The sequence below is a fragment of the Prevotella sp. 20925_1_30 genome (assembly GCF_041433025.1).
Classification (GTDB): domain Bacteria; phylum Bacteroidota; class Bacteroidia; order Bacteroidales; family Bacteroidaceae; genus Prevotella; species Prevotella vespertina.
The window spans coordinates 114747-137292 of record NZ_JAPWAR010000002.1 but is presented as its reverse complement, the minus strand read 5'-3'; the positions used below and the strand labels follow the sequence as shown (position 1 = coordinate 137292).

Annotated in this window: 21 protein-coding genes; 12 read left to right on the top strand and 9 right to left on the bottom strand. The window is 43.5% G+C overall.

Translation table 11 applies throughout. The annotated features are described in order from the left end of the window. Positions 1-21: 21 nt before the first annotated feature. Genes O3603_RS01635 through tsaE form a run of 5 tightly spaced genes read left to right on the top strand, consistent with a single transcriptional unit; the run spans position 22 to position 7187 of the window. Positions 22-1275, top strand: coding sequence for a 3-phosphoshikimate 1-carboxyvinyltransferase (locus O3603_RS01635; protein ID WP_371519884.1), 1254 nt, complete (start codon positions 22-24; stop codon positions 1273-1275). 45 nt (positions 1276-1320) lie between these two features. Beyond that, a complete protein-coding gene (locus O3603_RS01630; protein ID WP_004383806.1) occupies positions 1321-1719 on the top strand; it encodes a FeoB-associated Cys-rich membrane protein in 399 nt (132 codons plus the stop codon). A gap of 52 nt (positions 1720-1771) precedes the next feature. Beyond that, positions 1772-5110: a tetratricopeptide repeat protein gene (locus O3603_RS01625; RefSeq protein ID WP_371520024.1), complete on the top strand. Its 3339-nt coding sequence runs from the start codon at positions 1772-1774 to the stop codon at positions 5108-5110. Positions 5111-5128: 18 nt separating this feature from the next. Then, positions 5129-6751 carry a PglZ domain-containing protein gene (locus tag O3603_RS01620; RefSeq protein ID WP_371519881.1) on the top strand — a complete coding sequence of 541 codons (1623 nt, stop codon included), beginning with the start codon at positions 5129-5131 and terminating at the stop codon, positions 6749-6751. Positions 6752-6776: 25 nt separating this feature from the next. Then, a complete protein-coding gene (gene tsaE, locus O3603_RS01615; protein WP_371519878.1) occupies positions 6777-7187 on the top strand; it encodes a tRNA (adenosine(37)-N6)-threonylcarbamoyltransferase complex ATPase subunit type 1 TsaE in 411 nt (136 codons plus the stop codon). Positions 7188-7424: 237 nt separating this feature from the next. Here tsaE and O3603_RS01610 read toward each other — a convergent pair whose 3' ends face one another. The 3 genes from O3603_RS01610 to O3603_RS01600 are packed head-to-tail and all read right to left on the bottom strand — an operon-like array spanning position 7425 to position 9117. Next, entirely contained in the window at positions 7425-7685 is a 261-nt protein-coding gene (locus O3603_RS01610) for a DUF4834 domain-containing protein (protein ID WP_314517565.1), read from the bottom strand. A 15-nt stretch (positions 7686-7700) separates the two neighbouring features. Next, positions 7701-8405, bottom strand: coding sequence for a phosphatidylcholine/phosphatidylserine synthase (locus O3603_RS01605; RefSeq protein ID WP_009435660.1), 705 nt, complete (start codon positions 8403-8405; stop codon positions 7701-7703). Between the two features lie 10 nt (positions 8406-8415). Further along, the gene (locus tag O3603_RS01600) at positions 8416-9117 is read right to left on the bottom strand and encodes a phosphatidylserine decarboxylase family protein (RefSeq protein ID WP_009435658.1); all 702 of its coding nucleotides are present in this window, start codon (positions 9115-9117) and stop codon (positions 8416-8418) included. A gap of 131 nt (positions 9118-9248) precedes the next feature. On the opposite strand from O3603_RS01600, the gene dnaE reads away from it, so the two are divergent. Both dnaE and trxA read left to right on the top strand, forming a co-directional pair. Continuing rightward, the gene (gene dnaE / locus O3603_RS01595) at positions 9249-12968 is read left to right on the top strand and encodes a DNA polymerase III subunit alpha (RefSeq protein WP_371519874.1); all 3720 of its coding nucleotides are present in this window, start codon (positions 9249-9251) and stop codon (positions 12966-12968) included. A gap of 91 nt (positions 12969-13059) precedes the next feature. Then, a complete protein-coding gene (gene trxA, locus O3603_RS01590; RefSeq protein ID WP_009435672.1) occupies positions 13060-13374 on the top strand; it encodes a thioredoxin in 315 nt (104 codons plus the stop codon). A 446-nt stretch (positions 13375-13820) separates the two neighbouring features. On the opposite strand, the gene O3603_RS01585 is transcribed toward trxA, so the two are convergent. The 4 genes from O3603_RS01585 to O3603_RS01570 all read right to left on the bottom strand — a co-directional run bounded on the left by O3603_RS01585 (position 13821) and on the right by O3603_RS01570 (position 18004). Then, positions 13821-15917 (bottom strand): cytochrome c biogenesis protein CcdA, encoded by a 2097-nt coding sequence (locus tag O3603_RS01585; RefSeq protein WP_371519871.1) that lies wholly within the window; start codon positions 15915-15917, stop codon positions 13821-13823. A gap of 190 nt (positions 15918-16107) precedes the next feature. After that, positions 16108-16818: a UMP kinase gene (pyrH, locus tag O3603_RS01580; protein WP_004383793.1), complete on the bottom strand. Its 711-nt coding sequence runs from the start codon at positions 16816-16818 to the stop codon at positions 16108-16110. A gap of 12 nt (positions 16819-16830) precedes the next feature. After that, positions 16831-17622 carry a biotin--[acetyl-CoA-carboxylase] ligase gene (locus tag O3603_RS01575; protein ID WP_371519868.1) on the bottom strand — a complete coding sequence of 264 codons (792 nt, stop codon included), beginning with the start codon at positions 17620-17622 and terminating at the stop codon, positions 16831-16833. A gap of 16 nt (positions 17623-17638) precedes the next feature. Next, positions 17639-18004 (bottom strand): YraN family protein, encoded by a 366-nt coding sequence (locus O3603_RS01570; protein WP_371519865.1) that lies wholly within the window; start codon positions 18002-18004, stop codon positions 17639-17641. Between the two features lie 82 nt (positions 18005-18086). Between O3603_RS01570 and O3603_RS01565 the strand changes: the two genes are divergently transcribed. The 4 genes from O3603_RS01565 to O3603_RS01550 all read left to right on the top strand — a co-directional run bounded on the left by O3603_RS01565 (position 18087) and on the right by O3603_RS01550 (position 19965). Next, positions 18087-18539 (top strand): nucleoside deaminase, encoded by a 453-nt coding sequence (locus O3603_RS01565; RefSeq protein ID WP_371519862.1) that lies wholly within the window; start codon positions 18087-18089, stop codon positions 18537-18539. Positions 18540-18656: 117 nt separating this feature from the next. Next, positions 18657-19106 (top strand): hypothetical protein, encoded by a 450-nt coding sequence (locus O3603_RS01560; RefSeq protein WP_371519859.1) that lies wholly within the window; start codon positions 18657-18659, stop codon positions 19104-19106. A 6-nt stretch (positions 19107-19112) separates the two neighbouring features. Next, positions 19113-19604 carry an RNA polymerase sigma factor gene (locus O3603_RS01555; protein ID WP_371519856.1) on the top strand — a complete coding sequence of 164 codons (492 nt, stop codon included), beginning with the start codon at positions 19113-19115 and terminating at the stop codon, positions 19602-19604. Then, complete coding sequence (locus O3603_RS01550; protein ID WP_371519854.1) at positions 19591-19965, top strand: PTS cellobiose transporter subunit IIC; 375 nt, start codon at positions 19591-19593, stop codon at positions 19963-19965. The genes O3603_RS01555 and O3603_RS01550 overlap by 14 nt, the downstream gene beginning before the upstream one ends. A gap of 77 nt (positions 19966-20042) precedes the next feature. Here O3603_RS01550 and O3603_RS01545 read toward each other — a convergent pair whose 3' ends face one another. Both O3603_RS01545 and rsmI read right to left on the bottom strand, forming a co-directional pair. Beyond that, positions 20043-20957: a hypothetical protein gene (locus O3603_RS01545; RefSeq protein WP_009435654.1), complete on the bottom strand. Its 915-nt coding sequence runs from the start codon at positions 20955-20957 to the stop codon at positions 20043-20045. Positions 20958-20961: 4 nt separating this feature from the next. Then, complete coding sequence (rsmI, locus tag O3603_RS01540; protein ID WP_371519851.1) at positions 20962-21678, bottom strand: 16S rRNA (cytidine(1402)-2'-O)-methyltransferase; 717 nt, start codon at positions 21676-21678, stop codon at positions 20962-20964. A gap of 265 nt (positions 21679-21943) precedes the next feature. On the opposite strand from rsmI, the gene O3603_RS01535 reads away from it, so the two are divergent. Continuing rightward, positions 21944-22546, top strand: coding sequence for a thymidine kinase (locus tag O3603_RS01535; RefSeq protein ID WP_009435653.1), 603 nt, complete (start codon positions 21944-21946; stop codon positions 22544-22546).

The following is a 22546-nucleotide window of genomic DNA, read 5'->3' as shown; positions in this document are numbered from 1 at the left end:
ATAATTATGCACTGAAGAAGCATGCAATACATCATAACTCCACCCCAACATATTGATACTCGCATCACACTTCCAGCCTCAAAGAGCGTTAGTAATCGTGCACTTATCGTGCAGGCACTTACAAAAGAGGGGATTCTACCAGAGAACTTATCGGATTGTGATGACACAAAAGTTATTTTGCAGGCTTTCTCCCAACCATCAGATGTGATTGACATAAAGGCTTCTGGCACTGCAATGCGCTTTCTGACAGCGTATTTATGCCTATTACAAGGAGAGCATATTATCACGGGAACAGAGCGAATGAAGCATAGACCGATAAAGATTCTCGTTGATGCTTTGCGTTACTTAGGTGCAGATATTGATTATATTGGTAATGAGGGCTATCCTCCCCTGCGCATTCGTGGACGCGAATTAGAGGGTGGACAACTGGTAATACCTGGCAATGTGAGTTCGCAATACGTTTCGGCTTTACTCATGATTGCGCCCATTTTGACCAAAGGATTGGACTTGAAACTCACGGGGGAGATTGTGTCTAGACCATACATCGACCTCACTTTGCATATTATGCATGAGTTTGGAGTTGCCGCCGAATGGACTAACTTCGACACAATTAGCGTCAAACCACAGCAATACACACACCGAACTTACACGATAGAGAATGATTGGACGGCATCAAGCTATTGGTATGAGATACTTGCATTACAAGATGATTTAGACGCAGAGGTGGTTATCTCTGGTTTAAAAGATGGTTCACGCCAAGGAGATGCAGCTGTTCGATACATCTTCTCATTGCTGGGTATAAAGACAAACTTCGCTCGCAAGAATGCAGAAGGGCTGACTGACGCAACACTAACACGCCATACCCGTATGCTGAATAGGATGGATTACGACTTTATTAACCATCCAGACTTGGCACAAACACTAATAGCAGCATGTCCAGTGTTGGGTATTCCCTTCCATTTCACGGGCTTGAACAGTCTAAGAATCAAAGAGACAGACCGCATAGAAGCAATGAAAACAGAGATGGCAAAGCTGGGCTACGTCCTTCAAAGCCGTAACGAAGGGGAGTTGTCATGGGAGGGTGAACGTTGCGAACCTGTTTCTCTTCCTGTCATCAACACATACGAAGACCATAGAATGGCAATGTCTTTCGCTCCATTAGCTATCAAACTGGGGGAAATACGCATAGATCATCCAGAAGTTGTAACGAAGTCTTATCCTCACTTCTGGGCTGACTTACGTTCTGCGGGCTTTCACATTACGGAGGTAGAATAGCCTATCTGTCCTACTTCTCATGTTTCCAAAAGAAGAAAAGAACAAATGAGTATATTTTATATTGGCATTGGCGCACTTATAGTACTGGCTCTTTTTGCTGCCATAACAACCTTATTCACCAAGAAGAAAGAGGGTGAACCCGATGTTGTTATGCCTACTTCTGGTGATTGCTCATCGTGTGATGGCACAGATGATAAGTGCGAGCAAGTGTGCATGATGGAAGCTGCAACAAGGGAAATAGAGTACTATGATGACGAAGAACTCGATCGTTTCCGTGGGCGACAGTCGAATCAATACACCGATGAAGAAGCCGAGGAGTTTGCCAATATACTCTATACCATGCAGCCACAAGAGGCAAAAGGCTGGAATAGAAGCCTCATCCTCCGTGAGATAAATGTCCCTAATCAGATTAAGGATGAACTAATAACAATGATTGAAGGCTAACGTGAAGAAAGCAAACAGACATATAACCTTCTCTTTATTAGCAATCATTACAATGGTGATTGTGGGTTGCTCTACGAAGAATAACACCGCCCAATCTCGCTGGTGGCAGGCTTTTAATACCCGATATAACGTATATTTTAATGGAGCACAGGCTTATATCGATGGTTCTATAGAGAAAGAAAAGGGGAACAAGGATAACTTTACCGAACTTATTCCACTATATACTGTCGGCAATAAGAATAGTCGGGACTTAGGTAAAAGTAACTTTAATCGTGCCATAGAAAAGGCAGAGAAGGCAATAGCTAAGCATAGTATCAAGAAGAGACCAGAGTGGACTAAGAACAGAAGAAAGACTGATAAGGACATAGAGTGGCTCTCAAGACGTGAATATAACCCTTTCTTGTGGAAGGCATGGATGTTAATGGGACGCTCACAGTTCCATCAAGGAGCCTTTGAAGAGGCTGCTGCAACCTTCGCCTACATGAGTCGTATGTACAAGGGGCAGCCTGCCATCTATGGAAAAGCACGTGCTTGGTTGGCTAAATGTTACATAGAACAGGGATGGCTATACGATGCGGAGGATGTTATTCGCAATATGCAACGTGATTCAATGGACTGGCGTGCGGTGAAGGAGTGGGATTATACTTACGCAGACTACTATCTTCACACGGGAGAACTGGCTAAGGCTGTGCCTTACTTACAAAAGGTTATCAAGCACGAGATGCGTCAGAAGCAGAAAGCACGTGAACTTTATCTACTTGGACAAGTGTATGCAGCATTAGGAAAGAGGCAAGATGCCTATGAAGCCTTCCAACGCGTCATCCGTACCAATCCCCCTTATGAACTGGAGTTCAACGCTCGCATTGCCCAAACAGAGGTCATGGCAGAAGGACAAAGCAAGCAGATGATAAGCAAACTAAGGCACATGGCGGCTTCAGATAACAATAAGGAATATCTGGATCAGGTCTATTACGCAATGGGAAACATACATCTTGCGAACAAAGATACGCTTGCAGCAATCAATGCTTACGAACTGGGACGTAAGAAGGCGACGCGTAGTGGCATTGAGAAAGGCGTTTTGTTATTACATCTTGGCGATTTGTATTGGGCTAAAGAGCGTTTCGGCAATGCTAAGAAATGCTATGACGAAGCATTGGGATTACTCGACAGAGATCGTAAAGACTATGAACAGTTGTCTGATCGTTCGAAGATATTAGACGAATTAGCACCTTATACAGATGCTGTTCAGCTACAGGACTCCCTCCAACAGCTTGCTAAATGCTCTGAGAAGGAGCGTAATGCCGCTATAGATAGGGTCATCACGGCATTGAAGAAGAAGGAGAAAGAGGAACAAAATGCACTGGGCTTGCAAAATAACAACGCCCAGCAGCAAGGTATGGATGGTAATTTCGGACGTAACAACACATCGAATAATATTCAAAGAGTCAACTCCAATCATCAACAAGGGAGTACTTGGTATTTCTATAACCCAACGGCTGTACAACAAGGAAAGGTTACTTTCCAACAACTATGGGGCAAGAGAGAGAATATCGACAACTGGCAACGCATAAATCAAACGGTTGTTAGAAATATTGGAAACACTAACACCCCTTATGAAATGACGGATGCTCAACGCGACTCCATATATAAAGCCGAAGCAAAGAGGGATTCGCTCGAACAAACAAGAGACTCTTTAAAGAACGACCCACATAAGCGGGAGTATTATCTAGCACAAATCCCATTCACTGCGGAACAGCTTGCTGCAAGTAACAAGATACTTGAGGATGGTCTACATCATTCAGGAGTAATATTCAAGGATAGGCTTAACAACCTTCGTCTATCAGAGCGGGCACTACGCAGAGTGAGTGATAATTATCCTGACTATGAGGCTATGGACGATGTTTATTACCATCTCTACTTGCTTTATATGCGTAAGAACGAACCCGAAATAGCCGAGACTTACCTTACAAAGTTAAGTCGGCAATATCCTAAGAGTAAGTGGACTACCCTCTTAACCGACCCTTATTACAAACAAAACTTACGTTTCGGCGTGCAGATAGAAGACTCTCTATATGCCTCAACTTACGATGCTTTCAAGCAAGGACGCTATAATGAGGTTGCTAGTAACGCTCAAATCTCCGAGAGACGATTCCCAATGGGAGCCAACCGAGATAAGTTCTTGTTCATTGGGGGATTGAGTAAGCTAAACACGGGAGACGCTAATGGGTGCTTAACCGACATGAAGGAGGTGGTAAAGAAGTACCCTAACAGTCGCATCAGTGAGATGGCTGGAATGATAGTGAATGGTGTTCAGGCTGGAAAGAAGCTCCGCAGCGGTAAGTTCGACCTAAATGCTGTATGGTCATATCGCACTTCCATCCTTAGTGATAGCGACAGTATCCGACAAGCGAAGCTCTCTCCTGAACGCAACATAGACTTTAAGTTCTTGCTAATATACAACCCCGACTCATTGAAGGAGAACAAGTTACTATTCGAGTTAGCACGTTTCAACTTCACAAACTTCCTCGTTCGCAACTTTGAAATACAAATAGAAGACCTCAGCGGATTACATCAAATGATGGTATCGGGCTTCCGCAGTTATGATGAAGCGTATCAATATGCCCGTCAACTATTTGCTGCTAAGGACGTGGTGATGCAGATGAGCAAGACAACTAAGGCTGTCATTATCAGTGACAAGAACCTGAAACTGATTGGAACGACCTATAGTTATAAGGATTATGAGGCTTTCTATAAAAAGAACTTCTCACCGCTTGAAGTCACCAAACGCTATCTCTTGAGTGAACCAGCCGAAGTGGCGACACCGCGCGAGCCTGATCTTCTACAGAAGATAGAGGAGAAGCACGCCAATGACAAGGATCTCTTCCCTGACGATATGGATGTTCCTGCAAACAATACGATGGATATTCCGTTGGACACACCAGCATCAAAGAAGGTAGAGCCAACAACATCTCCAAAGAATGAAAACACTTTCGAGATTCCTACGGAGGTGAAGAAACCAACGTTGGAGGACACTAACACGTTCGTTATTCCTGATGAGAAGTCTGCCGAAAAGCCTACACCTGCTCTCCCGAAGGCTCCTGTCAACACAGGAAAAGAGACGAAGAAGGCTGAAACAAAGCCTACTCCAACACAGCAAAAGACAGAACCAAAAGTGCAGAAGACACCATCTACTGCACAACAGAAAGCACCCGTTAAGCAACCTCAACAGGCTCCAGCAAAGAAGCCAAAGAAGGTAGATGATGGTCCGATCATTTACTTCGGAGATGACGAACCAACATCTGGCAAGAAGAATAACAACAAGACTAACAAGAAGAACCAACCCATTCAAAACAACATCGAAGATGAATATTATGACTTGGAGGGGTTCTAACTAGAAGCAAAAAGATATATGAACAACGGATTGTTACTATGGGTAGATGATGAGATTGAGCTGTTAAAAGCGCACATCCTATTCCTTAAGAACAAAGGATATAAGGTTGTCATGGCTAGCAACGGGGCTGATGCTATTGAGCAATGTGGCATGCAGACCTTCGATCTCGTGCTACTTGATGAGCAGATGCCAGGGCTTTCTGGACTCGAGACCTTACAACGGATCAAGGCGATTCAACCTGCTACACCGATTGTCATGGTGACGAAGAGTGAAGAAGAAGACATCATGAACCAAGCGATTGGAGCAAAGATTGCAGACTATCTCATCAAGCCCGTCAACCCGAATCAGATACTTCTTTCACTGAAAAAGAATATCCATCAGAAGGAAATAGTCACTGAAGTAACGCAGAGCGGATACCAACAAAGCTATCAACAGATAGCTATGGAGATTGCCGACTGCCGTTCGTTCGATGATTGGAAAGAGGTTTATCGTAAGTTAGTACACTGGGAGTTAGAGCTAAGTAGCACTGACAGCAACATGGTGGAAATGCTGAAAATGCAGAAGGAAGAGGCTAATAATGGCTTTGCTAAGTATATTTCAAAGCATTATCTCAACTGGGTAGCACCACAGGAAACAAAGATGAACAGTAGTTTCGCACGTTTGGCAGGACGCAATAAGAAGTCTGATACCAACAACGAAACCAACGATAAGCCCTTACTAAGCCCAGAGGTCTTCAAGAAAAAGGTGTTCCCACTCATTGACAAAGGCGAGAAAGTATTCCTCATCGTCATCGATAACTTCCGACTTGACCAATGGCGCATCCTGTCGAAAGAGATTGGTGACATGTTTGAGATAGAAGAGGACCTTTACATGAGCATACTTCCAACAGCCACACAATACGCCCGCAATGCTATATTCAGTGGTCTTATGCCTCAACAGATAGCAAAAATGTACCCCGAATTGTGGGTCGATGAGGACGAAGAAGAGGGCAAGAACCTCAACGAAGAGCCGCTTATTCGGACGCAGATAGAGCGTTATCGCCGTCATGACAGGTTCTCTTATCATAAGATTAACGACTCAACGGGTGCCGAGAAGTTCATGCAACAATACAAGAACTTAGCTCAGAACGATCTAAATGTGCTCGTTGTTAACTTCATCGACATGCTTTCTCATGCCCGAACAGAGATGAAGATGATACGTGAACTAGCCAGTGACGAGAGTGCCTATCGCTCCATTACACTTAGCTGGTTCCAACATAGCGTTCTTGCTGACGTCATCAAAGAGTTGGCACAATCGAACTATAAGGTGATAATCACAACTGATCACGGATCCATTCGAACGATAAATCCAGTGAAGATTATCGGTGATCGCAATACGAATACGAACCTCCGTTATAAACTGGGGAAGAGTCTTAACTATGATTCTAAGGAAGTTTTCACTATAAAGAATCCGCATCAAGCACAGCTGCCAGCCCCTAACCTCAGTACAAGTTACGTATTCGCTACAGGCGACTCATTCTTTGCTTACCCCAATAACTACAACTATTACGTATCTTACTATAAGGATACATTCCAACACGGAGGTATCTCTTTGGAAGAAATGATCGTCCCGTTGGTCACACTCACACCACGTAAACGATAATTAAGAACAGATAAATAAAAGCAATATGGAAATTAGAATCAATAGTCTCGATACCATTCACGAGGCTGCAAAGGAGTTTATTCAAGGAATGGGAGATGGCAAGGTGTTCGCTTTCTATGGTAAGATGGGAGCAGGCAAAACCACCTTTATCAAGGCACTTTGCGAAGTTCTAGGGGTTAAAGACGTCATAACTTCCCCTACATTCGCCATCATCAACGAGTATACAGACGGCAATGACAACCCTATCTATCACTTTGATTTCTATCGAATAAAGAAGTTGGAAGAGGTTTATGACATGGGTTATGAGGATTACTTCTATAGTGGTAACCTCTGTCTACTCGAATGGCCAGAGCTCGTTGAGGATGTTCTTCCGGAGAACGTCATCAAAGTTACGATTGAAGAACAGCCTGATGGCAGTAGGCTCTTGACGTGTTAAACCAACGAAACAAGACATGCTAACTACATGATTAAGCCCAAAGACAAGTTCTACTAATCATTCATTAGAAGCATAAACAATAAAGAATGAATGAAAGGAAACGCCCTTCTTGATAGAAAGAGGGCGTTTCTTCGTATGAAGGAGAGGCTCTCTTAAAAGGAAAGAGAGCATATCTTTAGTTTGACGAAACCTTGATATACTCTCTTTCTTGTGATTATTAATAGTGTAAGTGAAGTCTTATGACTTGTTATCGTCTACTTCCGTGAAATCAACATATTCCCCTTCACTATCTGGAATAACCTGTTTATTACGTTCCTCTAAAGGTCTGTTATCTGTAATTGTTGGCTCATTTGAATGTGTCCCTCTCTGTTGTCTGTATGGATCAAACTGCTCCCGAATACGTGTTACTCGCTTATAGAAAGCATAAGCAACCCATCCCATCATGATGAGGAAGAAGATGAACAAACTGAAAGCAAACCTTAAGAAATCATGTACCATAATGTCTCCTTTGTATTATGACTTACTTGTCTGCTGTTTAACTATCATTGATAACACAACGTACCAAGCAACTATAATAGCAAAAGACGTGATACCAAAGATAGCAACAAGCGGAACACAAGTAACTAAGAAGAGGTATTTCACCTCATTACCCTTCACTCCCCAATGCTTAAACTTCAGTGCGAACATAGGTATCTCGGATACAAGTAGCCATGAACTAACCAATATCCCAATCAGAATTAGGTATAGTGTCCAAGGGCGATAATACATCTGTTCGCCAATACCAACAAGTAACGAACCCCAAAAGAGAGCGTTTGCAGGGGTCGGCAAACCGATGAATCCGAGTGCTTGTCGCTCATCCAAATTGAACTTTGCAAGGCGCAATGCAGAGAAAGCAGCCATGATGTAAGCCACGAAAGGAAGGTAAGGACGTAGCGGCTCAAGGAAGTCTGGATAGCTCATCAGCTGTAGTTGACTAAAGATAATAGTAGAGGGAGCTACTCCAAAGGTGATATCATCTGCAAGAGAATCAAGTTCCTTACCAATAGGAGAACTAACATGTAAGAGTCGAGCTGTCATGCCATCGAAGAAGTCGAAGACTGCTCCTATAATAATCCACAGCAATGCTACCTTTATATCACCAGTGAAGGCGAATGCCGTCGCAATGCAACCTGAAATCAAGTTACAGCATGTTATGCTGTTAGGAATATGTTTCTTCATTATTATCCGTTTATTTTTTCGGCTTCAACTTAGCGATAATCGTTTGGTCGCCAGTTGTTGCCTGCCCCATCTTAACGCATACTTCAGAGCCAACAGGGAGGAAGATATCAACACGGCTACCTAACTTGATGAAACCAAGATGCTCATCAATGTAACATTCCTCACCCTCCTTAGCATAGGTCACAATGCGTCGTGCCATAGCACCAGCAATCTGCCTACATAACACATCAGTGCCATCAGGAGTAGTGATAATGGTATCAGCATGCTCATTCTCCTCACTTGCCTTGGGAAGCCAAGCCTTATGGAAGTTACCATCAAAGTGTTGTACCGATTTAACTACGCCATCAACAGGGAACCAGTTAGCGTGTACATTCCATAAACTCATGAATATTGAAATCATTAAACGGCGTTCATGGAAGTATGTATTCTCGTCTACTTCCTCTATAACTACGATGTGACCATCCGCAGGAGCCACCACAATCCCTTCGGTCTCTTCACTACCAAAATAGCGAATAGGGCACCTATAGAAGTTTAAAACGATACCATAGACTGTACCAAACACTACTGCAAAGATCCAGAAAGGTATCTTTGACGGAACTGCAAACCATAGAACCAACGCAATAAGGGCTAAACATATACCGCCATAAAGCAGCGTATTTGTTCCTTCTCTATGTATTCTTATCTTCTTGAGCTTCTTTTTAATTTTCCCCATGGACGTTAAATCGACGTTTTGTATCGGTTGCAAAGGTAGTTCTTTTTGCTCGTTTCTACAAATTTTCATAATCATTCTTTTGGCTATATGGGCTTTTCATCGTAACTTTACAGCTCAAAACTCGTAGCTTAATGGAAGATTTCATACATTTACATGTACATACTAATTACTCCATCCTCGATGGTCAATCGAAGGTGACAAGGCTTGTTGATAAGGCTATCGCTGATGGAATGAAGGGTATGGCGATAACAGATCATGGCGTAATGTTCGGTATTAAAGAATTCTCGGACTATTGTGCTAAGGTCAACAAGGGGCGTAAGAAGAATGGTGAAGAGCCTTTCAAGCCCATCTTCGGATGTGAGATGTATGTTGCACGACGCACTATGCATGACAAAGACAAGTCCATGCATGATAACTCTGGATACCATCTTATCGTGTTAGCAAAGAACTATAAGGGCTACAAGAACCTTATAAAACTCGTATCCCATGCTTGGGTGGATGGTTATTACTATCGTCCAAGAACAGACAGAGCCGAGTTGGAGAAGTATCATGAGGGCTTGATCGTATGTTCGGCATGTATTGCTGGTGAGATTCCTAATAAGATTATCCACGGAGATATCGATGGTGCGCGCGAAGCATGCCAGTGGTATCATCGTGTATTCGGCGATGACTTCTATCTAGAGTTGCAACGTCATGAGGTGAAAGACCCAACAATCCTTGCCAATCGAGAGGCTTTTCCCCTGCAGCAAAAAGCTAATAAAGTATTGTTGCAGTTCGCTAAGGAATATGGAATAAAGGTGGTTTGTACGAACGACTGTCACTTTGAAGATAAGGAAACAGCCGAGGCTCACGACCATTTACTATGCTTATCAACGAGTGAGGACTTGGACGATCCTAAGCGTATGCGCTATTCCAAGCAGGAGTGGTTTAAGACTCGTCAGGAGATGAATGACATCTTCTCGGATATACCAGAGGCATTGACAAACACACTGGAGGTGCTAGATAAGGTTGAGCCTTATAGTATTGACCATGGTCCTATCATGCCTTTCTTCCCTATCCCAGAGTCGTTTGGAACAGAAGAAGAGTGGGAAAAGAAATTCACGGAGGAAGACTTATACAAGGAGTTCACCACCGATGAGAATGGCGAGAATCCTCTCTCACCCGAAGAAGGACAAAAGGTTATAGAGCGATTAGGCGGTTATGAGAAGATATATCGTATCAAGTTTGAAGCCGATTATCTAGCGAAACTAGCTTATGATGGTGCAAAGAAGTTATATGGTGATCCTCTTTCAGAAGAAGTGACGAGTCATATAAAGTTCGAGCTACACGTCATGAAGACCATGGGCTTTCCTGGTTACTTCCTCATAGTACAGGACTTTATCAATGCTGCACGGCAAGAATTAGGGGTTATGGTAGGACCGGGTCGTGGTTCAGCTGCAGGTTCTGTTGTTGCCTATTGTTTAGGAATAACGAAAATCGACCCACTGAAGTACGACTTACTGTTCGAACGCTTCCTTAATCCCGATCGTGTGAATCTCCCTGATATCGATACTGACTTCGATGATGATGGGCGTGGGCGTGTGCTGCAATGGGTGATGGATAAGTATGGACATGAGAATTGTGCGCACATCATCACCTATGGTACAATGGCGACAAAGAACTCTATCAAGGATGTTGCCCGTGTAGAGAAATTACCTATAGCGATTGCTAACGAGCTGTGCAAGGCGATACCTGATCGTTTGCCAGATGGCATGAAGATGAATCTAGCCAATGCTATCAAGTGTACCCCACAGCTACAGGATGCAGAGGTTAGTGAGGATATTCGAGAACGAAACACCATAAAGTATGCGAGGATGCTTGAGGGCACTGTGCGCAATACGGGTATACATGCTTGCGGTTTCATCATCTGTCGTAATCCTATTGATGATTGGGTTCCTGTATCCACAGCAACCGACCCTGACTTCCCCGAGAAGAAGGTTCCAGTAACGCAGTACGATGGTCATGTCATTGAGTCAACAGGTTTAATCAAGATGGACTTCCTAGGTCTGAAAACATTGTCAGAGCTGAAAGAAGCCTGTCGAGTTATCCGACAGACCACGGGTGATATTATTGATCTCGACAACATTCCTATAGATGATGAACTGACCTATCAATTATATCAGAAGGGTCAGACAATAGGTACTTTCCAGTTTGAATCAGCTGGTATGCAGAAGTACCTCCGTGAGCTTCATCCAACAGTCTTTGAAGATCTGATAGCCATGAATGCGCTGTATCGTCCTGGTCCAATGGACTATATCCCCGACTTTATTAAGCGTAAGCACGATCCTTCGCTGGTGAAGTATGACATCCCATGTATGGAGAAGTATCTCAAGGATACATACGGAATCACGGTTTATCAAGAGCAAGTGATGCTCCTAAGTCGCCAGTTAGCAAGTTTTACTCGTGGTGAGAGTGATGCCTTACGTAAGGCGATGGGTAAGAAGAAGAAGGCTATCGTTGACCAGATGAAGCCGAAGTTCATCAAGCAAGGACAGGCTAATGGGCATGATCCACAGATATTAGAGAAGATATGGAGTGACTGGGAGAAGTTTGCTAGTTACGCCTTCAACAAGTCGCACGCCACGTGCTATTCGTGGGTGGCTTACCAGACTGCTTACCTGAAGGCACATTATCCAGCCGAATATATGGCTGCGTTAATGACGCGTCGATTCAGCCAGATCACGGAGATAACCAAGCTGATGGAGGAGTGCAAAGCATTGAAGATTGCGACGCTCGGCCCTGATATCAACGAGAGTCAAATCGGCTTTGGTGTTAATAAGAAAGGTGAGATTCGATTTGGTCTAGCTGCTATCAAGGGTATGGGAACTAGTGCTGCCGAGAGTATAGTACGTGAACGAGAGAAGAACGGACCCTATAAGGATATATACGACTTTGCGGAACGTGTCGATCTTAGCAATGTGAATCGTAAGGCGTTTGAGAGCCTAGCTTACAGCGGAGGATTCGATAGTTTCGGCTTACTGAGAGAGCAGTTCTTTGCCCCATCAGGGCGAGACAGCATATTCCTTGATACGCTTGTACGCTACGGACAGCTATTCCAGTTGGAGAAAGCACAGCAACAAAACTCTCTCTTCGGCGACATGAACGCTGTTGATGTCATACATCCTGTTGCCCCCAAAACGGAGAAGTGGCCGACGATAGAGAAGCTCAATAAGGAGCGCGAGTTAGTAGGTGTCTATTTGTCAGCTCACCCATTGGATGAGTATAGCGTCGTACTCAACAATATGTGTAACACACGCTGTTCCATGATTGGACGCAACGCTGACATGACCAAACTATCCCAGACTGACGAGGTGACATTCGGGGGTATCGTCACGGCAGTGAACGAGCGTTTCTCACAGAAAACGGGTAAACCCTTTGGCTTTGTGACGATAGAAGACTTCGAGGGAACGGGCGAGTTAGCTCTCTTCGGTGATGATTGGGCAAGATGGAATAACGTTCTAAAACCTAATTACAGCATTTATATAACGGCTAAATGTCAGCCACGTTACCGCAATAACCCATCGTTATTGGAACTGAAAGTACAGAATGTGGAGCAACTCTATGATGTAAAAGAGCATAAGTTACAGCGGTTTACAATCTCAATGGATGCCTCATCTTTAGATGATGAACTCGTATCGGAATTATCAACGGTGATAGATGAGCACCAAGGCAAAACACAGCTGTTTATTCAGCTACGCACCTTAGAGAACACGATTGTCACTCTACAGAGTCGAAACAAGGGAGTCAATGTAGACCGAAAGTTGATAGACTTTATCACTGCCAGCAACAAGATGGAGTTCCACATCAATTAGCTATATATAAAGGTGGCATACACTTTGATATAACATAAGCGTGAGATATTAGTTTAATAACAAACAGTATAATTATAAAAAACAAAAAGACATGGAAGTAAAAATCACTACCGAGAACTTAGAGACTTATAAGAATGGTGACTTACCATTAGTAGTTGACCTGTGGGCAACATGGTGTGGCCCTTGCAAGATGGTCGGTCCTATCATCTCTGAACTCGCTGAGGAATATGATGGAAAGATCGTTGTTGGTAAGTGTGATGTTGAGGAGAACGATGATGTAGCTATCGATTTCGGTGTGCGCAACATTCCTACAATCCTCTTCTTCAAGAACGGTGAGTTAGTAGATAAGTTCGTGGGTGCTGCGTCAAAGGCTGTGCTTGACGAGAAATTCAAAGCATTGCTATAAACGTCTAACGATACAGCAATCATAAAAGTAAGCCATATTAGGTGGTCGCACAAAGACTCCTTAATATGGCTTTTTTGGTGCTTCCCTCTTCCGTTGCTCTCTTCTTCTAGAAACGGAAGTTCCCACAGCTAGACGATGGATAAGATGAAGGCTATCGCCTACCCAACAACAAACAATGATAATAGAGGGATTTTGTGACACATATATGCGCCGTAAAATGACACATACGTATTACGCACTTGACTCGTATGTGTCACGTGGGTTGACACATACGTGTTATTTCGCTGACACATACGTGTCATTTTGAGGCATACGCAGACGCTATTAGAAACGATAATGGTGTGACGGCAAATTGCCATCACACCATTATTATTATCTTCTCTCACCTACCAGTACGATTGAAACTAACCATTGGTAGGGATTAAGCGTAAGTCTTGTTAAGTTGATTACTTACCTGCCTTGTAGTTTTCAAGCCCCTTATCCAGGAAGTCAAGATAGGCATTCACATCCTCTTTGAAGCTGAAGCTACCATTGAGAGGCTTACCAGCATTATCCAATGGCACATAGAAGGGCTGTGCGAGATAACCGAACTTCGTTTCCTCAAGATAACTCCACTTGTCGCCCACAGTGCGCAGAGTGCGGGTAGTACCATCAGGACGTTTCACCTCTACAGGCTGTTTCAACGGAGTCTTATCATCTACATAGAGCGAGATGAGCACATAATCCTTCATGAGCTTATCAGCTACACGGGAGTCTGTCCATACCGATGCCTCCATCTTACGACAGTTAACACATCCGAAGCCAGTAAAGTCTATCAAGACAGGTTTCCCAGCTGCTGCAGCTGCGCGCATGCCTTCTTCATAATCGGTATATTGTGCATGTACGGTTTGTGGAGCTAGATTGAAATCCTGCGTATTGATAGGTGGTGCGAAAGCACTAACCGCCTTACAAGGTGCGCCCCAAAGCCCTGGAACCATATAAATGGAGAATGCTAATGAGCAAAGACCTAGCATAATGGCTGGTACAGGCATTGCCTTCTGATCAGAATCATCGTGTGGGAACTTGAGTTTTCCTATGAGATAGAGACCGAGCAACCCGAAGAGCGCAATCCAAATAGATAGGAATGTCTCACGATCTAGGATATGCCATCCGTATGCGAGGTCGGCTACTGAGAGGAACTTCAGCGAGAATGCCAATTCAATGAAGCCTAACACAACCTTAATCATATTCATCCATGAACCTGATTTAGGTGCTTGCTTCAACCAAGATGGGAAGAGGGCGAAGAGCGTGAAAGGCAGGGCTAACGCCAAAGCGAAACCAAACATTCCCACTGCTGGAGCTACCCAGTCACCACTTGTGGCTGCCTGGACAAGCAAAAGTCCCACAACAGGTGCTGTACAAGAGAAACTTACCAGTGACAAGGTGAACGCCATAAGGAAGATTGAAAGCAAGCCCGTGGTTGCTGCCGCCTTGTTATCTACTGCATTGCCCCACGATGATGGCAATCGGAGTTCGAACCAACCAAAGAAACTAAAGGCGAATACTAACAGCAGAAGGAAGAAGAAGATATTGAACGGAGCATTGGTTGCTAGCTCATTCAACTTCTGTGGTCCGAATGCAGCTGTTACGATTGACGCTAAGCCGAGATAGATTACTATGATTGAGATACCGTATGTTATGGCATCACGAATACCCTTCTTGCGGTCGTCCTTCGCACGCTTTAGGAAGAAACTAACGGTCATTGGTATGATTGGCCACACGCAAGGGGTGAGCAGAGCGACGAGTCCTCCTATGATACCCATGAAGAAGATGTACCAAAGAGAGTTGCTCTTGTTATTTTGCGCATTGTTGAATGCCGCCAACTCCTTTACTACCGGCGTCCACAAATCAGCGTCTGGCGTACTCTGAACAGCCGTTTGAGCCGTTGCAGTAGTTGAGTCCATCTTAGCCGTGGTAGCCTCTTTTGCCGTATCAGCAGTCATTGCAGCTAGTGCAGATAAACCATCAGCTGCTACCGGAGTAGCAGCTGACGCAGTATTATCGGTGGTAGTTGATGTGCTTGCTGGCGTCGCAGCGGGAGCTTCAGCAGAGCCGTTCCCCTTATAGTTGAACTCCACTTGCATTGGAGGCATACACATCTCGTCGTTACAAGTACCATACTCTAAGTAACCTTTGATTGTGTATGTCTTTGCCGTGATCTTATAACGTTGAATAAAGCTAACACTATTCTCGAAATAGCGGAGCTTCATTTCGAAAGCCTTGTCAAAGACATTCAATTCCTTACCACGTGCCGTGAGTTTACCAACGGGCGTCACACCCTCAGCTTTCTCTATATGCAAAGTAGTAGACGTAGGTCCATCTGCAGGTAAGTTAGTCGAATAGACATGCCAGCCCGCATCTATCTTTGCAGAGAAGATGAGGTCTACCTCTGTTGGAGACACTTGTTTCTGTTGCACAGTAAAGTGTGCTGGCTTCTGTTGTGCGAAAGCTGTAATGCTAACGAACAGCATGAAGATAAACAGTAATGTATTTCTCTTGTTCATTGATTTGTACGATTAAAAATTCGCTTGCAAAGGTAAACAATTAATTCTATATATCGTTGAATTATTTACAGATTATAGGTTCATAAGCCCAAAATCACTACGCAGCAAGAGTGCCATAAGCAACTTATCGAAGCATAGACACTCCATAGCTGTCTTGATTTTATCACTTTAATTACCTTCAAGATATAGCTTAATTGTGAACCAATGTACCTATATCTTCGCCGTCCATCACCTTCTTGAGGTTGCCAACAACATCCATGTTGAAGACGTAGATAGGTAGGTCATTCTCCTTACACATCGTCGTTGCTGTAAGATCCATTACCTTCAAGCCCTTGTTGTAAATCTCATCATAGGTGATTTCAGAGTACTTCTGCGCTGTTGGGTCTTTCTCTGGATCAGCTGTGTAAACACCATCTACACGTGTACCCTTTAGCATTACGTCGGCTTCTATCTCGATACCACGGAGGCTAGAACCTGTATCAGTTGTGAAATAAGGGCAGCCTGTTCCAGCAGAGAAAATACATACATAGCCGGCTTCCATAGCCTCAATAGCCTTCCACTTACTATAGAACTCACCTATTGGTTCCATACGAATTGCGGTCAAAACTTTGGCTTTTGCGCCGATTGCCTCAAGTGCTGAAGAGAGTGCGAGGGAGTTAATTACAGTGGCACACATACCCATCTGGTCGCCTTTCACACGGTCGAAACCTTTCTGACTACCACTTAATCCACGGAAGATGTTACCTCCACCGATAACGATACCTATCTGCACGCCCATGTCATGCACCTCCTTTATCTGCTTCGCATAGTCACTTAAGCGTTCTGGATCTATGCCGAATCCTTGCTTACCCATAAGGCTCTCACCAGAGAGCTTCAATAGTATACGTTTGAATCTTGCCATTTATGTATCTTATTAAACAATAAATTCTACTTCTTTAAACTGGTATTCACGAATCATTCCACTGCGGTCTCTTAGGATGAGATGTCCATCATCTTCTACCTCAAGGATGGCTCCCTCAAACTCGCCATCTATGTCGCGGTAACGATGAAAGCCTCCCTTACGGTACAGAGCTTCGTGATACATTGCACTAATATCATTGTATCCGCCTAGTTCTAACAGGTGATAACACTCTTGGAACTTAGCGATTATCTGCTTGAGGAGTTCTTCCTTATCTACTTCATGCCCTAAGATCTGGCAGAGAGAGACGGGGTTAGGAGCATCACTAACGAATGTGGATTGGTTAACATTAAGCCCTACTCCAAAGATGCAATCCTTTATATGTCCGCCACTAAGTTTGGTCTCAATCAGAGTTCCACTCAGTTTCTTATCCTTCCAATAGATGTCATTCGGCCACTTGAGGCGTATGTCATCCGCAACATAGCTTGATAAGGCTTCTTTCAAAGCTAAGGCTCCTGCCTCGGAGAGCAAGAATTGACTGCGGACAGGCAGCATTGTAGGATGCACAAGGATGGAGAATAATAGGTTCTTACCACTTTCGCTCTCCCAAGTATTAGTTCCTTGACCCCGTCCAGAGGTCTGGTGTTCTGCCACCACAACAGTTATTGGCTCATCTTCCGCAGGTGTATAGTTACGTAAGAAGTTATTTGTACTATCCACTTCTGGTAATCGAATGACCTTTACTTCTTGCTTCTTTTCTACGACTGAAGGCTTGAAAAGACCTAATACTGCATCTATAATTTTCATGAATGATAGCTATCTATTATATAAAAGGTAGAAAGGCACCCTTCACATGGCGTACTTCGTGCTTATCATCAGGGCATCCAACGATGGTGATAATATCGAATCGTATCTCCAAACTTATATTATATCTCTTGACGTAAGCATTAGCTGCAAGAGACAAGGAGCGCACCTTCTGTGGTGTTACTGCTGCATCGGCATTGGTAAAGCGTTCGTCCTTTCGTGTCTTCACCTCCACAATCACCAACGTTCCAGCGTCCATTGCAACAATATCTAAGTCACGGTGTTGATACATCCAATTGCGATGTAAGATGGTATAACCTTGCTGTTGAAGATAGTTAGCAGCAACTTCTTCGCCCCATTTACCTAGATCATTATGGTATGCCATGCGCCTTTCTCACATTATTATTTGCACCACAAAGATAGGACAAAGTTTTGTATAATCAAAATAAAACACGTATTTTTGTGGCATGAGTACCGATGAGCAAATAAAGAAAGACATGTATTTTATGCAGCGCGCAATCGATGAAGCGAAGGCTGCATATCGTGAAGGTGAGATTCCAATAGGGGCTGTCGTAGTATGTCGAGAACGTATCATAGCTCGTGCCCACAATCTCACTGAAACCTTGAACGACGTTACTGCCCATGCAGAAATGCAAGCCATCACGATTGCGGAGAGCGAGTTAGGAGGTAAGTACTTACAAGATTGCACGCTATATGTTACTGTTGAGCCCTGCATCATGTGTGCAGGAGCAATCGGATGGGCGCAACTTCAACGCATTGTATATGGATGCCCTGACATAAAGCGAGGCTATCATGAATATGCTCCTAAGGCGTTCCACCCTAAGGCAAATGTAACCTCTGGCGTCCTAGAAGAGGAGTGTAAGGCTCTTATGCAACGTTTCTTCCAAGAGAGAAGATAGCCTTTCATGATAAAAAACTTAATAATCAATGTCACCTTTTACACCTAACTCTCGTTATACATACGAATCGGTTCAATATTCACAACCAATGTATAACAAATTAAAAAGTATAAAGTTATGAATCCAGTAACACTTGGCACACTCACAGCAATTATCGTTCCTTTAGGAATAGTTGTAGTACTTCCTATTGCAATCGCCTACATTGCCTATAAAAAGAAGCAGCATGAAACAAACAAAAGAACTGAGATTGTCATGGCTGCAATAGAGAAGAACAGCGATATTGACGTACAAGAGTTCCTAAGCAAACTTAATCCTCCACAGAAGACATACAAAGAGAGGATGCTTAATAGGCTACATCAAGAAATCTTATGGGGTACCATTTGTTTAATCGGAGGGGCTGTCTGTATTATAGCAACAGTCACAACGAGCTTCATCAATGGGTATGAAGGAATGGATATCGGTTTCCTTGCGATCTTTGGAATAGTTCCTTTAGCAATTGGGATTGGTCTGTTAGTAGCTTACAAAAGCGGTAAGAAGTCACTTGATCAGGTTTCAGAGAACGAATAAGAGCGTATGACCAGGAATCAATTCGTCAATCAAGTCAATCAGGAACAGGCTCATCTACGTCGGTTCCTGATGGCTTTGTGCTGCGGAGACAGCACTGAGGCTGACGATATTGCACAAGAGACTCTTATCAAGGCTTACCTCCGCTGTGAGCAATATGATGAACGCGGACAGTTCTCGGCATGGTTATTAAAGATTGCATACCATATCTTTATTGATGCTAAACGTAAACAGAAAGAGCAGAGTAAACTATCTTTAGAGAAAGTGTTTGCGCTTCAAGGAACAGCAAACGCAGATGATTGCTTCCGTTATCAAGCTCTTCATGCGGCATTAGCGACACTCTCTGAAACGATAAGAACCAGTATTCTCCTTTATTATATGCAAGGATATCAAATCAAAGAGATTGCAGAGATAACCGATAACAGTGAGGATGCGATTAAGAAACAACTATCCCGAGGACGGGAACAACTAAAACGCTTATTGAAAGATGGACGAAGATAAATACTTAAAAGACCTGCTGTCTGATTATCAGCCAAAGCTCACCGACGATGCAGACTTCATGCAAAGACTACACCGCCAGATGGCTCTTATTGATGAGGTAAAGGCTTATCAACGTGAGGAGAAACGTAAGAACAAAAGGTTCTCCATCGTCATGCTGGCAATTGGAATCCTATTAGGAAGTATTGTCACTATTGCGAGCTTCACTCTACCCGACCTAACAGAATCACTTAAGCAAGGTTCTAATTCGGAGTTTATCATAGTCCTTCTCAACAACATTAAATACATTAGTTTAGCCATTGGTTCCACCTTTATCATGTTGAGTCTGCTCCTTACGTCAAAGCTGGCAGACTTCAACAAATGACCATAAAATCATCTAACACATACAAAGAAGAGGCACTCTCATCACGAGAATGCCTCTTCCTTATTATATATATAAGGTTACTTAACCTGAATAACCAAGTATTTACTTGTACTCCAGAAAGTCTGTGGGTCGGTAATACGAAGTACATACTGACCATTTGTGTCAGCTGATAAGCTGTAACTACTGCTTGGGTGCGCTGTTAACAGTCGTGCGCTCTTACTATAAAGTTTGATTTCCTTGGTAATGCGGATATCTATCTTCGTAAAGTAACTCTTGTTGAAAGCACCCTGCAATACCCTATCTCCATCAAGAATGCGCTGTCCCTTCAATTCGCTCTTAGTACCGAATACATACCAACCAGTATTCAACTGCTTATCTTGCGTATTGATCGTTTCAGTCTTCTGATTGCTTTCGTTCTGCAGATTCTCTTTCTCCGTCGTTAGGTTCTCCTTCTCTGTTGTAAGGTTCTCCTTGTCTGTCTTGAGGTTTTCTACATCTGTATTCAGACCCGTGATCGTCTCATCAAGCTCCTTAATATGGATATTCTTTGACTCTAACTCACTGCGCAAGCGTTTCAATTCACCCTCTTTACGAACCAACTGATTGGTTAGCTGCGTAAGAGTCTTCTTCATTGCATCACCCTTGAAACCTGTCTCGCGCAACTGTTGTTGCAGTTTCTTTATAAGTTCGCGATTCTCTTTCATACGTTGAGCAATGAACTGCACATTCTCTTTCACCTGCTCGTTTTTATCCTCACTCTCGCTATCCTTGGCGATAGTCACACGATTCTCTGCCTCATTGATATCGGCAAATCCCTGTTGAATATCATTGAGTGTCCCCATCATGTCATTAATCTCGTTGTCACGAGCATCAATAATTGCACGTAAGGAATCGTTCTGTATCTGTGCTGGATTAAATGCTGTTTTCTTGTCTTGATTGCAGGATGCCAGTGCAAGAACTCCACATACTGCCACTACTAAAAGTTTCTTCATAACATTACTCTTTAATATTATTTCGCGCCTTCTTAGTCGAAGACTTAACCTTCTCCTTACCGGCAACCACTATCACAAACTCGCCTCTTGGCTCTGTTTCCTCGAAGTATTTGATGACCTCGGCAAGCGTTCCACGAACACTTTCCTCATGTACCTTCGATATTTCACGACAACAACTTACTTGTCGATCAGCACCAAACACCTCCGCAAACTGGCTCAATGTCTTCACTATCCTATAAGGTGATTCATAGAAAATCATTGTTCGTGTCTCATCAGCTAAGCTCTCCAAATGTGTTTTACGACCTTTCTTTTGTGGTAAGAAGCCTTCGAAACAGAATCGATCACAGGGCAGTCCGCTAGAGACGAGGGCTGGAACAAAGGCTGTTGCACCCGGTAAGGTCTGTACCGTAATACCACTTGCTGCAGCCTCACGAGCTAAGAAGAACCCTGGATCACTTATACCTGGAGTGCCTGCATCAGATATGAGTGCGATGGTTTCACCAGCCTTCAATCGATTGACGATACCTGCTGATGTACTATGTTCATTAAACTTATGATGTGATAGAAGACGATTCTTTATCTCGAAATGCTTTAATAAGATGCCCGAAGTTCGGGTATCTTCACATAAGACTAAGTCGGCTTCCTTCAATATTCGGATTGCACGGAGCGTCATATCCTCCATGTTTCCAACCGGTGTAGGTACGAGGTATAATGTTCCCATTGTTGCTTGCAAATGTAAAGCAAAAGCACTGAAGGGCAAAATAAATTAGCTTTTTTTACATAACGAATAGAGGAGTTAAGGAGCCTGTTAGACTATAGATGAGTTAAAGGAAAGGAGCATAAGAGTTAAAAGGAGGTTGCTGGTGGGAGTTAAAGAAGCACTCCAACCAGCACTATAGTCTTTAACTTCTTTAACTCCCTCACCTCCTTTAACTCTAAGGAAAGTATCCTCTAACTCCAAGAAAATACTTATCTTTGCAGCAATTATGGTAACAATTAATAATCTTAATGGTGAAAGGTGTCGTAAAGGACGCATAGAGGTAATATGCGGAAGTATGTTCTCTGGTAAGACAGAAGAGCTTATCCGCCGTATGAGACGTGCTCAGTTCGCTAAGCAGAGAGTAGAGATCTTCAAGCCATCGATAGATACTCGCTACTCTGAAGAGGATGTTGTCAGCCACGACCAAAACTCTATTCACTCCACAGCTATCGACTCCTCGGGTAACATCTTATTGTTAGCTTCAGATATAGATGTCGTGGGAATTGATGAAGCGCAGTTCTTAGATGAAGGGCTCGTTGACGTTTGCAACCAACTAGCCAATAATGGTATTCGAGTCATCATAGCCGGTCTTGACATGGATTATAAAGGCGTTCCATTCGGTCCAATGCCTGCCCTCTGTGCCATAGCTGATGATGTAACAAAGGTACACGCCATCTGTGTTAAGTGTGGAGCCTTGGCCTATGTCAGTCACCGACTCACTGCGGATACACGTAGGGTTATGCTTGGCGAACAACAAGAGTACGAACCCTTATGCCGCGATTGTTACCAGAAAAGTATAAAAGACGAGCTTTCTTTAAAAGATAAATAA